This is a genomic window from Arthrobacter sp. 8AJ (genome assembly GCF_902506025.1).
Taxonomy (GTDB): domain Bacteria; phylum Actinomycetota; class Actinomycetes; order Actinomycetales; family Micrococcaceae; genus Arthrobacter.
Genome location: NZ_LR733289.1, coordinates 2,332,148 through 2,344,532, shown reverse-complemented (window position 1 = coordinate 2,344,532; position 12,385 = coordinate 2,332,148). Strand labels below are relative to the sequence as shown.

The following is a 12,385-nucleotide window of genomic DNA, read 5'->3' as shown; positions in this document are numbered from 1 at the left end:
TTGGCGATTCTCCGAGGGTCAGTTGACGAGAGCGGGGTAGTTGGCGGTCCACTGGTCCAACAGATCCTTGTGGGGCGTGATGAAGTGTTCCTCCGTGTACTTCGCCTGCGTGACCGCGAGCTGACCGCGCTCGACGCGGTCGTAAGCGATCTGGGTCCGCGAGAAATCCTGCTCGCCCAGGCTCGGCTGGTAGACGACGGCGGCGGCGGAGTTCGCGTTGTAGACCTCCGGGCGGTAGATCTTCTGGAACGTCTCCATGGTGCTGATCGTGCCGATGAGCTGCAGGTTGGAGTAGTCGTTGAGCAGGTCGCCCCGGAAATAGAAGGCGAGGGGAGCCACGCTGCCGCGGGGCATGAAGTAGCGGACCCGCAGCCCCATCTTTGCGAAGTACGCGTCCGTCAGCGAGAACTCGTCCTGCTGGTACTCGACGCCCAGGACCGGGTGATGGTTTCCGGTTCGCCGGTACGTCTTGCTCGTGGAGACGCTGATGCAGACCACTGGCGGTTGCGGGAAGCGTTCCCGGCATACCGGGGAATCGAGGAAGTGCTGGAACAGCTTGCCGTGAAGGTCTCCGAAGTCCTCGGGTACGGTGGGCTTGCCCGAGTCAGCTGCTGCCGCTGGCAGTACGACGCTGAAGTCGAAGTCGCGGACGTAGGAGGAGAAGTTGTTGCCGACGATCCCTTGGTGGCGGACCCCGTTCAGCAGGTCGACGATCTGGATATCGAGAACCTCGAACAGCGGGAACTGCTGATCCGTACCGTCCGCGGTGAACTGTATCTGCACGGAAACGATCTCAAGCTCGAGCGTGTAGCGGTCCCGGTCCGGGTTGTCCCAGTCTGCGAGATCGTTGAAACGACGCCGAATCATGGTCAAGGCGTTGCGGAGGTTCTCCTGGCGGTGCTCGCCACGTGCCAGGTTGGCGAAGTTCGTCGTGATCCGGGAGCCTTCCGACGGGGAGTAGTCCTCGTCGAAGCGGGTGGTGGTAATGCTGAAGGTGAAATCGTCGGCCATGCGCTGCCAATCGTTGATGGGCCGGAGACGGCCTTTCCGAAGGGGATGTATCCATGGTGCAGCCTTTCAAGGGGTATCAAGTAACTAGGCGTTACTATGCATTCATATAGAATCTTCCTATGGCCCAGATTTCGACCGGACTGACCCTGCAGCAGCTCCGCTACTTCATAGAAGTTGCCGCTGAGGGGTCGATCTCCGCCGCGGCCGATCTTCTCTACGTCGCGCAGCCGACCATGTCCGCTGCCATGAAGGACCTTGAGGCACGGGTGGGCCGTGCACTCCTGGTTCGCTCCGCCCGCGGGGTCACCCTCACCGCCGACGGGGTAGAGTTCCTCGGCTACGCGAGACAGGTGGTCGAGCAGTTCGCCCTCCTCGAGCAGCGCTATCTTGGCAGGCCACCGACACGACGTCTGCTTGGGGTGTCCACGCAGCACTACTCGTTCGCGGTGGACGCCTTCGTCCGGATGGTCAAGGCCACTGAGGTGGCCGAATACGAGTTCTCGCTCCGCGAGTCCCGCACCTGGGACATCATCGAGGATGTCCGGACACTCCGCAGCGAGATAGGCATCCTCTACCGGAACGATTTCAACCGGAAGGTCATCGACAAGCTGCTCCGCGAATCCGGGCTCGCGTTCTCTCCGCTGTTCCTCGCCGATCCACACATTTTCATTTCACGGAAGAACCCGCTCGCGTCAAAAGAGCGGGCGACTCTGGACGATCTTGCCGCCTTGCCGCGGCTGACCTTCGATCAAGGTGCGAACAACTCTTTTTACTTTGCCGAGGAGATTCTCTCCACCTTGTCCAGTAAGCAGGAGATCCGGGTCTCCGACCGCGCAACGATCTTCAACCTCATGATCGGGCTCCACGGTTACACGATCTCGACGGGCATCATCAGCGGGCAGCTCGACCCGGAGATCGTCGCCATCCCGCTCGAGGTTGACGAACGCATCGAGATCGGCTGGATCGGCCACGCCGCGATTCCGCTTACCGACCAAGCGCAGCGCTACCTCAGGGAACTGCGCGCCGTCGTCGCGGAGTTCGGCGTAGCGCTACTCGACTGACCGCAGTTGAGTGGACGGGTCTGATCTGCTCAGGCGCCATGAGGACGCGTGACGGCATGCCGGGACCTCGAGCATGCCCTTCAAGTAGTCGATCGGTACGACTTCCATGAGGATGATGTCCGTTTGTTGGCCGAGCGTTGGCCAGGCCGGCGACGACTGTCAAGGAGGATGCCGAGGCTTACCCGGAACTGGTGTCGTCGGAGTCGCCGCGGGAACTATTGACTTGCTGGACTCTGCCGCCCAAGTTCACGGCATCTGCTGCCCCGGCAATACTTTGCCATCTCCGAAAACGGGTGTGGACAATGTCCGCACTTTTGGTCTCGTACTGCCGCGTAGAGCCTTCGGACGGGTCGGATTCCGCATGTTTCGCGGGTTCGCAGTGTTTGCAAGGCCGCGAATGTAGTTCGAGTCCCACCTCGGGCACAGTGTCTTCTCAGGTCAGAGGCGTCTTGGCGCGCGTAGCGCTGACAAATCTTGACCGCGGCTGCGATAACAGCGATCAGGATGACAAAGGACGACGGCGGGAATCCCGCCGTCGTCCTTTGTTGGTTTTCAGGCTCTATAAGCCCATTGTGCGAGCAGCCGCCCGTCGTCGTCGTACTTTTGGACGGCCAGTCCTGGGCCGTGGTAGCTCATTCCGGCAAGAGGGTTGTGGTGGTCGTAGGTGAAGGCGACCAATTGCCCCTGCGATGTGACATCCTGCAGGTGAAACCGGGTTTGTCCGGCCCCCTCGCGGGCCAGGGCGCTGACTGCCTTTCGGCCCCGGTATGTCCTGTCGACTTCGACGATGGTGTATTGAATGTCGTCGTGAAAAGTGGCGATCAGGGGTTCCGGGTTCCCGTTGTTGTAGGCCGCCATCACGGTCCGGACTGTCTCGGAAAGGGTGCTCACTACTGGACACCTGCTTTCCCTTGATTTGCCGGTTTCAGGGCGGTCTCACACCCTTCGTCGACATGTTCCGGGTTCGTCCGGGTGCGGGGGATGGCAAGGGCTGCCAGTGCCCCGGCTACCGCGACGCCTGCGATGAACAGGAGGGGAACGATGACGTTGCCGGTCCAGTCCTGGCCGAGCCCCATGACGTAAGGGCCAAGGAAGGACCCTATGGAGCCGATGGTGTTGATCAGCGCGATGCCTGCGGCGGCCGCCGTCATGCCCTTGAGCTGAGGCGGCGTACCTTCACTGAACACTGTCAAGCAGCGGCCTCTCGGACTGCCGCCGAACACCTCAGATCCCAAGAGTTTTAGACAATCCGCTTGTGTAGCTTTCAAGCCCCCTTCGCGGGACAGCCTTGCGGGCGGTTCATGCGGGAATTAGCCGCCATCCCTCCGGTGCGTCCCTGACGGCCGCATGCGGCGCGGCCGGTTGAGGACCGGCTGGTGGCACGATTGAGGGCCGTATGCGGGACGGGACGTAAGAACCGAAGGGGTACATTGATGGCAGTCTGTGAAAGACCGGGCTCAGCCATAACTTCAAGGGGGAACTGATGTCGCCGTTGTTGATCGCTGGCCTGGCCGTCGCCGCACTTGGTGCCCTCGGTTGGCTCATTGCGCCCCGCTTGGCAAAGTTCGGCGCTCAGAGCAAGGCTTACTTGAAACCGGACCTCGACCAAGAGTGGGAACGGCGAAGACAAATTCCATTGATCCGGATGGTTGGTACAGCCCAAATCCTTTTTGGATTGGGAATCGTCCTCCTTTGGGCTCTCAACAACGGACGCGCATGATGACTGCGTACAGCACAACGGTGCTGATAGTCCTTGGAGTGGTCATCATTCTCATACGCGGCTTTTATGCGCGCTTCCTGTTCTCCTGCGTACACACCCTGGCGCCTTTCAAAGCACACGAACAGTTGGTCCTGAAGTGGCTTCGCATAGCGATAGTATTTTTTGGCAGTGCTTTGATCAGTCTTGGCATCTTGGTGGGAATCGGCGTCGTCGACTTCGCCAGTCGACGCTGAACTGGTCGCATCAGCGGGGACTCGCTTCACACCGATGGATTCGGATGTCCATCGTGACCTTGGAATTTGCACCTCGGCTCGCGTGCCCCGCGGAAGGATCCGTCAACGGGGCCGCCTGCCCTTTGCCCCTGGTCGCTGCCCTTCCGATTTACTTCGCACCGGTCTCATTGCCTCTTCCGCGCATTCTGGGTCAGAACCACTACGATCGCCACAACTGTGATGCTGGCGACCAACGTCGGCCAGAACATGCTGCTTGCCGTCCCCAGGGTCAGTGCAAGAATGCCGGCACAGACAAACGAGCCAAGTATCAGGCTGCAGACGATGGCTAGAACTTGCGTTTTGTCCATATAGCCTCCGGTGGGATTGCTAAGACTCTAGACCCAGGCATATAAGGATGGACAGCCGTATTGATCCCTTTCCCGGCAACCAGTAAGGGATCCGTCACCGAGATAGGTGATCACAGGGCGGACCTATGAGTGCGTAGTCTGCTTGCATGGGTGAGTTCATTCGTTATCAAAGCGCCGTCCCTAACCGCCGAGGACGATTTCCAGGAGTTTTCGCGATGGCCAACGGACTTAGAAACGAAGGGCTCTTCCACGACACTTCTCGATATGACGGCTGCATACCTAGACCTACTCGACCGGAACAACATCCCCTGGATGGTGCTTCGCACCCGGAACCCCGGCCGACTTGTCTACGAGGACGAAGTCCAAGTCGTCGCAGTTCCTTACACCTATCCAGACCATTGGCCGTTCCAACCAGCCCGGTAGGGGATCGGCTTATGGGCGGCGCACTTTTTCGCACGCGCAAGCTGGCCTTCGATGCGATGACCGCCTGACAGGGCAAGATGCTTGCATGAGCAAGTTGAACCATGAATGGGCAATCAAGGAAATCGACCAGTTCCTACGCGTGACTGACCAGGTCGGCTACGACAACAGCGGCGGAGGAGTCGTAGTGCTTGGAACACGCATGCGGGGATCGCAGACTGAAGCGTCCCAGCGTGCGCATGTTGTGGAACAAATACTTGATCGTGTTCTGCCCGGTTGGGGACAGGATCGGCCAGAGAAGGACGCGAAACTTGCTTGGCTCCGGGACCAAGCCTCAAGAGCCAAAGCCGCAATGCAAAGGGCAGCAGAGCTCGCTGAAAACCTAGGGGATAACGCTCCGGACATGGACGCGGCCAATCTTCACCCCTGGGCTTGGGAAAACGGGCGATCCTACTGGAACACAGGGCATTATCATCAGGCCGTGATGCAGGCCGCTATCCGTGTCAATGCCGAGACGCAAGCGAAGATTAGGCGCATGGATGTCTCTGAGACAGCGCTGTTCAATGAGGCGTTTTCAATGGATGCGCCAAAGGAAGGCGCGCCGCGACTCAGGCTGACAGAAGATGATGGGGGTAAGACGTATCAGAACCTTCACCGGGGCGCTCGATCTTTCGCGGATGGGCTTTATACAGCTATCCGTAATCCTGGCATGCATAAGCCACAGGAAAGTCACGGCGGCGAGGAGCAGCTTGCCCTAGAACAACTAGCAGCCTTCAGCTTGCTGGCTCGTTGGATCGACCAAGCACAAGTCCACCGGATATAAGCTTCGGATCGCGATCCTTTATAGGGTGCTGCTCTCGGTTCCACGGCTGGACAAGGAGACAGAGACGACTTTCACCGAGGACAGAGGCCTAGTGTTGGGTCATGGATCGCTCTGGTGAGGCCCTCCCGTCGACGCTTCGCCCGCCACTGGAGGTGGTGTTGGCGAAGGCCGTGAAGGGCATTCCGGCGCCTGCTGCTCTACCCGGTCAGATGCTCTTCGAACCGAAGTTCGACGGCTACCGGGTCTTGATCTTCCGCGATCGTGACCGCGTGAGCTTATGGTCACGCCAGGGCAAAAATCTGACCCGGTACTTTCCGGATTTAGCGGAGGCGGCAGGTCGCATGCTTCCCCCCGGCTTCGTGGTTGATGGGGAAGCCGTGGTGTGGTCGGAGGGGAGGTTGAATTTTGAGGCCCTCCAACGCAGGTTGTCTGCAGGTGGGGCGGCACTGCGGTCCGCGGCCGCCGAACGGCCAGCCAATTTCGTGGGCTTTGACATTCTCGGCGTGGCTGGGCAGGATGCCAGGGCCCTGCCACTGGCGGATCGTCGGGTCCTTTTGGAAGAGCTGGCAACGCTGTGGGCTCCCCCGTTTTCGTTATCGCCTCAGACCACCGACCGGGAGCTCGCCCGGCAGTGGTTTGAGGGCCTCGCCGGGGCCGGGATGGAAGGGCTTGTGGCCAAGAGCAGCATCCAGACCTACACCGGCGGGAAACGGATTTGGCTTAAGGCCAAGCACGTCTCAGAGCTGGACGTGCTTTGCGCTGCCGTTGTAGGCCCGATGGAGAGGCCGACCGAAATGGTGGCCGGCCTGCCTATTGACGGCGAGCTGCGTATTGTCGGCCGCAGCTCCACCCTGAAAGCCGCTGACAGCAGGGCGCTTTCCCGCTGGCTACGGACACCTGAAGGGCCTCACCCTTGGCCGCCAGTGGTGAAAGGAACAACGCTGGACAGGTTCAACCGTGATGCCTCCCCTACTGAGCTGACTCTCGTTGAGCCCGTCGTGGTCGAGGTGCTAGCCGATGCTGCCTGGTCCGGTCAATCGTTTCGGCATTCACTGAAGTTCCGGAGAGTTCGTCCCGAGCTGAACCCCGTTGAGGTCGGGCTCCCCTCAAGCCTGACCGTCAGTGACACGGACAGGCCTGGGTGATCCAGTCATTTCGTTGCGTCGGCGACGAAGGTGGACCAGGTTCTCCTCGAGGGCTTTGACCTCGCCCAGCCACTGGTGCTTCCGGGCTTCGTCCAGGCGGGCTTCGGCGTTCGCGGTCATGTCCTCTACACGTCCTGCTTGTGCGGGGTCGACCTGCAGGAAGCGGCACTTGATGCAGGCGTGCTCGTGCACGCAAGGGGTGGCGTAGGGCCGGTGACAGGTCCCCAGAGCGACCCGGCGCAGGAGGAAGTGTTGTTCGAACTCCTGCCATTCCTCCGATGACGCCGTGCGCAGTTCATGGCCGGGACGGGTTTGTCTGCGGCGTTCAATAAAGGCGTGGTGGGCCTGGATGACGTGCTCGGGGAACACTGCCGTGTAGCCGCGGGTGGTTTCCAGGTTCAGGTGTCCAAGGAGGGTGGAGACGATGTGCAGGGGTAGGCCCGAGCCTACGAGCTCGGTCGCGAAGAGCCGTCGAAAATCGTGCGGTGTGAAAGTCACGGGCATCCCGCCATCGCTGAGGCCTGCGTGGGAGGCGATGCCGATGAGTAGCTTCCGAACGTAGTGGTTGGACAGAACGTTTTGGGTGGGCCCGACCAGCCGGGCGAACAGGTGAGGCAGGCGTTCGCTGAAGGTTTTGTCGTTGGGATCGTATCGGGTGGAAAGTGGCACGGCTTGGCCGGTGCCGCGGGCCCGTCGTTGCACCTCGACGAGGATTTTGACCAGTTCAGGGGACATTGGAATCAGTCGCTCCTGGTCAGTCTTGGACGGCACGATGTGCAGGAGCGGCACGATGGTGTTGGTTGTGGGAGCCACATAGTGGCGCAGCGACAGCTGAGTCAGCTCCAGTAGTTCTTCGATCCGAACTCCGGTTTCCTTGAGGGTGGACGCCACCGCCCAGCCCCAGAAGTTGTCGGCCTCGACAGAGGTGATGTCGGCCCGTTTTCCCACCGGAACAGGTGGGCTGGAACCCGCCTCGGCGCTTATCACTTCTGCCCAAATCCTGGCGCGAGTGTTCGCCTTGGTCCGTACGGGCGGGTCGTGGCGCCGATAGGTCACCCCGTCGACGGTGTAGGTCTGCAGGTGGGTGGCGGCCACGGTGCGTTCGAGTAGCCGGTGGCCTTTTTCCTTCAGGTCCTCTGCGGAGCGCATGAATGCCGGCAAGAGAGGTGTGAGGGATCGGGTGCGTTGCTGCATGCGTGCCTCGACTTGGCGTCGGTGCCTGGAGGAGGCCTTGGATTCGGCGCGTGGAAGTGGAATTGGTGCAACCCAAACGGCCCAGCGTTCGGGTTGCTCGTGCGACCACTCGGCGATGTCCCGGTAGAGGGCCCGCACGGCGAAGAACGTTGAGGCTGTCTCGTTGCGTGGTGTTCCCTCCAACGTGGTCTTGACACGCTCGCGCCACTGAACAGCGACGTCAGGGGCAAGATGCAGGTTCTGCTGGGCGGGGTTGATGTCGAGTACCTCTGCCCAAAACAGCCGGATCAGCCTGTAGGAAAGGCTTTCGAGCGAGCCGTAATCCATGCTGGGTTTAAGCTCTTCGAGGTAATCGATGAGCAGATTCCTGACGCCTGATTCCGGAATGCCGTACCGTCGAACCAGGGTTTCAACGGTGTGTCTGCGGTTGACCACGTTTGCGTGCCAGGCTGCCCGCAGCGTCGCGGGCTCTCCGGCGAGGGGCCCGAGGGTGACCAGCAGTTCCCATGCCAAGTGTTCCTTGGCGTGCCGCGTGCTCGTACGAGCAGTGTGTGAATAGGCCAGGATGTCTTCTCCGGTCAGCTGGCCCAAGCGTTTGCCCGTTCTCACCATCACCCTTGCAATGGCGTTCTCAGCGTTCCGGCGCACGAGTTGGTGCGCTGCCAGGTATTGGGGAAGGCCACGCATGCGCGGCGTCTCCACCGGTTCGGCCGCGTCCAGGAAGCTGACAGCTCCCTGACTGAGGTTCCATTGCTTCGAAGAGAACATCCACTCGTAGGACGGGCGGACGAGCCGGGCCCGAACGATGCTCGTGATACCCAGGCTGATCTGCTGCCTCGGTCGTGCCAGGCGTTCACTGAGTTCACCGAGGCCAGTTCTCGGCGCCTGGTCCAGCCCGGACGCGAACCAGCGTTCTTCCCATGTCTCCCCCGGAAAGCGCAGCAGCCATTCCAGCACGTCGCGTGTAGCACGGCTGGTGGATCTTTCCCGCTTTGGGCTCCTCCCGTAGGCGCCGTTACTGCGATCCACCCATGCGAGGGCTTCCTCAGTTCCCAGCGACTGTAGATGCCGGAACTCCCAATGTTCGTCCTGCGGACCCAGAATGCCGGCGTCGTACGCTGGACGGGGCATGGCCTTATTCCGTGCCGTAAAAGTACTGTCCGCCTGCAGCCGCAACTCCTTGACCCGGGCAGAGGTCTGGGCTGCGGCGATCTGGGCCGCCGACCGGAGGTCCTGCGTGACGGTTTCGCCCGTCATTCCGGCAATCCCAGCAGTTCGCGCAACGCCGCGCCGTCGTACTCCGGTTCGATGCCCGGCGCCTCTTGCGGAGGTCTGGCGTAGTGCTCCAGGACTTTCTGCAACACGTCCTCCATTCGGGGCTGGGTGTAGATGGTTGTGGTCGTGACGTTTACGTGGCGAAGCACGGTTTGCACGTCGACGAGAGTGAAGGCGGGATCGGCGATCATCCGCTCCGCGGCCGTGTGCCGCAGATCGTGGAGGGTCCAGTTCGACCCCAACTTTTTCTGCGCTCTGGCAAACATCTGCCGCGCGGCCGCGTACTCAAGCGGCCGCCGGTTCTTGGGGTGCAGCGTCCACCAGACGCGGTCCCCGGGAGAGGCCGGCTGACCTTCGCGCATGTACAGCGCTAACCACACGAAAGCATCAGCGCTGGCAGGAATAAGATCGCGATTGCGGGTTCCCTTGCTCGTCACCACCAGCGTGTGTTCCCCGAAATCGTAATCCCCGTGGCACAAGCCCAGCAGCTCCTCCGCGCGGGCACCGCTGCTAAGCCAAAAGGACAACATGGCCCTGTCCCGATGACTTGTCAGCCCATTGAAGATAGACGCCATAGCCGCGTCCGGGATCCCCCGCCAGGCTGGTTTTGGAACACGTTGCCGGTAAGTCCCCCGCCGGCTCGGCCGAAACTGCTCCATGGGATTGTGGTGCGAGTAAGCCCTTACCCCCGAGCCCCGCTGCCGGGGCACCGGATTAGCCAGTGGACCCAAATTCATCTCGAGGGCGAAGTCGTAAAAGCTGGATAAAACCGTGAGCTGATGATTGATGGAATTGGCTGAGAACGTGGTCCCTGGTCCTCGTTTTCGCGTCACTGTGTTGGTAGTGACGGTCTGATCGCTCCCCCTTCGCAAAGTGTTAGCTGTGGGGGAAGCCCGCATGTGTTCCACCAACGCCCTGACATCGAGTCGTTCAGCACGTTCCCAAGGTACGAACCGGTCATGAAGAAATCGGAACCAGCGCAACAAGTCATAGGCGTAACTGCGCAATGTGGCAGGAGAACAGTCGGAAGCCGAAAGGTCACGCAGGAACGACGAAACAGCCAGGTGTTCCGTGTCCGGGAAAATCAGCCGGTACGGAAGACCAACATCTGACTTCAGCACCCTGCCCATATTGCCTGTCACAGGTTCCAGCCTTCCTGACGCGGGTTTCCAAGAGACCAACATAAGGTGCAGTTAACATGCCCATCCCAAGCAGGCCCGACTCTCACTTCTGTGTGCGTTGGCGGTAGTGCCGCGGGGTTTCTCCCGTGTCGTTGAGGAAGTGTCGGTTGAAATTGGAGAGGTTGGTAAAGCCGACTTCGTAGCAAATGTCTGACACCGCCTTATCGCTGCGCTCAAGCAGGCGCCGGGCATGTGCCAGCCGCAGTTTCCGGACCAGGTCACTGAAGTTCTGTCCGGTGGCGCGCTTGAAGTACTTGGAAAAGGTGGGCTCCGGCATCCCCACTAGGGCAGCAGCCTCAGACATCCGGACGCTGCCGGAGTGATTGCTGAACACGTACTCCAGGACAAGGTCGACGACGGCGGCGGCCTGTCCGTCCAGCTGCGGCCTGAACCATTCTTCCGCGAGATACCGGCGGTCACCTTCCGGCGCCGCGGCAAGGAGTGCGAACAATTCAAACAGGTGCTGGAGGCGCTCCAGGCCGGTGGTCTGGCCCATGGCCTCAATGGCCGCCGCCGCTGCCACTGCGGTTTGTCCCAGGAATTCGATGCCACGCGCTGACTGTTCGAGCAACGGACGGACCTCGGCCAGCTCGGGGACCACGCCGGACGCCTGCTCCACCCACTTCCCGTCGAACTGGATGACAGCGTCCCGGTTCTCCAGTACTTCGCCCGGCTCCAGGTCGCTGACCCAGTCGTGCGGCAGGCCAGAACCCACGATCGACACGTGGCCGGCCTCAAAGGTGCCGATGTGGTCGCCGACGATGAATTTTCCGGTGCCCTTGCGGATGAGGTGGATCTCGTACTCAGGATGGTAGTTCCACCGCGCCAGTGGGCTTGGGTAGCTGTGCTGGTGCCACCGAACCGAGTGGTTGGGATCCGGGGGAATCACCTCACGGTTGGCCCGCATGCCCAGAAGTCTTTCGGCCAGCCGGGCAGTCGCTTCCTCGGCATCATCCACTGTGGCCATGGCAGTCTCCGTGTATTCGGTGGTTATGAATTTTGGACAGCATCCCCTGCGCCCTGACCAGCGTACCGGCTGATGAGGCTTATCAGATCGGAAAATAAGTATCAGAAACGGGCAACGGTGACGCTAGTTGTGGCACATCCCGCACACCTATTGTTGAGGAACAAGAGCACGGCACCGGGATCCTGGAGGCCGGCCGCACACCAGACCGGCACCCTGACGCAGCAGTCGGGTGCATCTGCCCTGAATCTTCCTGAAGAACAAAGGAGTCCTTAATGCGCCCGAAAACGCGCGCTGCCGCCCTGTCCGCCGGAGCCCTCTGCATCGCTCTGGGCGCCACCGCCTGCACAGGTGCCGGCGGAGGCAATTCCGCCGGCAACCCCAACAGCATCAACGTCCTGATGGTCAACAACCCCCAAATGGAGGACCTGCAGAAGCTCACCGCAGACAACTTCACCAAAGAAACCGGCATCAACGTCAACTTCACGATCCTGCCGGAGAACGACGTCCGGGCCAAGATCAGCCAGGAGTTCTCCAGCCAGGCCGGTCAATACGATGTCGCATCGCTGTCCAACTACGAAATCCCGTTCTATTCCGCCAACGGCTGGCTGGCACCGCTGGACAGCGTGGCCAAGGACCCCGGCTTCGACCAGGCGGATATCCTCCCCGCCTACACTGCTTCCCTCACCGGTACGGACGGCAGGCTCTACGGCGAACCGTTCTATGGTGAATCGTCCTTCCTGATGTACCGGAAGGACATCCTCGAGGCCAAAGGTCTCTCCATGCCGGACAAACCCACCTGGGACCAAGTGGCCGACATCGCGGCGAAAGTAGACGGCGCAGCACCCGGCATGAAAGGCATCTGCCTGCGCGGCCAGCCCGGCTGGGGCCAGGTCTTCGCGCCCCTGACCACAGTGGTGAACACCTTTGGCGGCACCTGGTTCGACAAGGACTGGAATGCCCAGGTCAACAGCCCGGAGTTCACCGCCGCCACCGAGTTCTACACCAACC

The 12,385-nt window shown here is 61.1% G+C and carries 10 protein-coding genes; 4 read left to right on the top strand and 6 right to left on the bottom strand.

Going from position 1 to position 12,385, the window contains the following annotated elements; translation table 11 throughout:
• Positions 1–18: 18 nt before the first annotated feature.
• Entirely contained in the window at positions 19–1,011 is a 993-nt protein-coding gene (locus tag BACI349Y_RS10930) for a DUF1852 domain-containing protein (RefSeq protein ID WP_159632124.1), read from the bottom strand.
• A gap of 119 nt (positions 1,012–1,130) precedes the next feature.
• Between BACI349Y_RS10930 and BACI349Y_RS10925 the strand changes: the two genes are divergently transcribed.
• Positions 1,131–2,072, top strand: a complete 942-nt coding sequence (locus BACI349Y_RS10925) for a LysR family transcriptional regulator (RefSeq protein ID WP_159632123.1) — start codon at positions 1,131–1,133, stop codon at positions 2,070–2,072.
• A gap of 552 nt (positions 2,073–2,624) precedes the next feature.
• On the opposite strand, the gene BACI349Y_RS10920 is transcribed toward BACI349Y_RS10925, so the two are convergent.
• Both BACI349Y_RS10920 and BACI349Y_RS10915 read right to left on the bottom strand, forming a co-directional pair.
• On the bottom strand, positions 2,625–2,963 hold the full coding sequence (locus tag BACI349Y_RS10920) for a nuclear transport factor 2 family protein (protein WP_159632122.1): 339 nt from the start codon (positions 2,961–2,963) through the stop codon (positions 2,625–2,627).
• Positions 2,963–3,265, bottom strand: a complete 303-nt coding sequence (locus BACI349Y_RS10915) for a hypothetical protein (protein WP_159632121.1) — start codon at positions 3,263–3,265, stop codon at positions 2,963–2,965. The genes BACI349Y_RS10920 and BACI349Y_RS10915 overlap by 1 nt, the downstream gene beginning before the upstream one ends.
• A gap of 1,615 nt (positions 3,266–4,880) precedes the next feature.
• On the opposite strand from BACI349Y_RS10915, the gene BACI349Y_RS10910 reads away from it, so the two are divergent.
• Both BACI349Y_RS10910 and BACI349Y_RS10905 read left to right on the top strand, forming a co-directional pair.
• Positions 4,881–5,615, top strand: coding sequence for a TIGR02391 family protein (locus tag BACI349Y_RS10910; RefSeq protein WP_159632120.1), 735 nt, complete (start codon positions 4,881–4,883; stop codon positions 5,613–5,615).
• Positions 5,616–5,716: 101 nt separating this feature from the next.
• Positions 5,717–6,760 carry an ATP-dependent DNA ligase gene (locus BACI349Y_RS10905; RefSeq protein ID WP_159632119.1) on the top strand — a complete coding sequence of 348 codons (1,044 nt, stop codon included), beginning with the start codon at positions 5,717–5,719 and terminating at the stop codon, positions 6,758–6,760.
• On the opposite strand, the gene BACI349Y_RS10900 is transcribed toward BACI349Y_RS10905, so the two are convergent.
• From BACI349Y_RS10900 to BACI349Y_RS10890, 3 genes are all read right to left on the bottom strand, one after another.
• On the bottom strand, positions 6,722–9,211 hold the full coding sequence (locus BACI349Y_RS10900) for a tyrosine-type recombinase/integrase (RefSeq protein WP_159632118.1): 2,490 nt from the start codon (positions 9,209–9,211) through the stop codon (positions 6,722–6,724). The genes BACI349Y_RS10905 and BACI349Y_RS10900 overlap by 39 nt on opposite strands.
• Entirely contained in the window at positions 9,208–10,371 is a 1,164-nt protein-coding gene (locus BACI349Y_RS10895; RefSeq protein ID WP_201302427.1) for a tyrosine-type recombinase/integrase, read from the bottom strand. The genes BACI349Y_RS10900 and BACI349Y_RS10895 overlap by 4 nt, the downstream gene beginning before the upstream one ends.
• Before the next feature lie 82 nt (positions 10,372–10,453).
• Positions 10,454–11,377, bottom strand: a complete 924-nt coding sequence (locus tag BACI349Y_RS10890; protein ID WP_159632116.1) for an AraC family transcriptional regulator — start codon at positions 11,375–11,377, stop codon at positions 10,454–10,456.
• Positions 11,378–11,649: 272 nt separating this feature from the next.
• Here BACI349Y_RS10890 and BACI349Y_RS10885 point away from each other — a divergent pair.
• The coding region (locus BACI349Y_RS10885) for an ABC transporter substrate-binding protein (RefSeq protein WP_159632115.1) at positions 11,650–12,385 on the top strand (736 nt) is incomplete at its 3' end.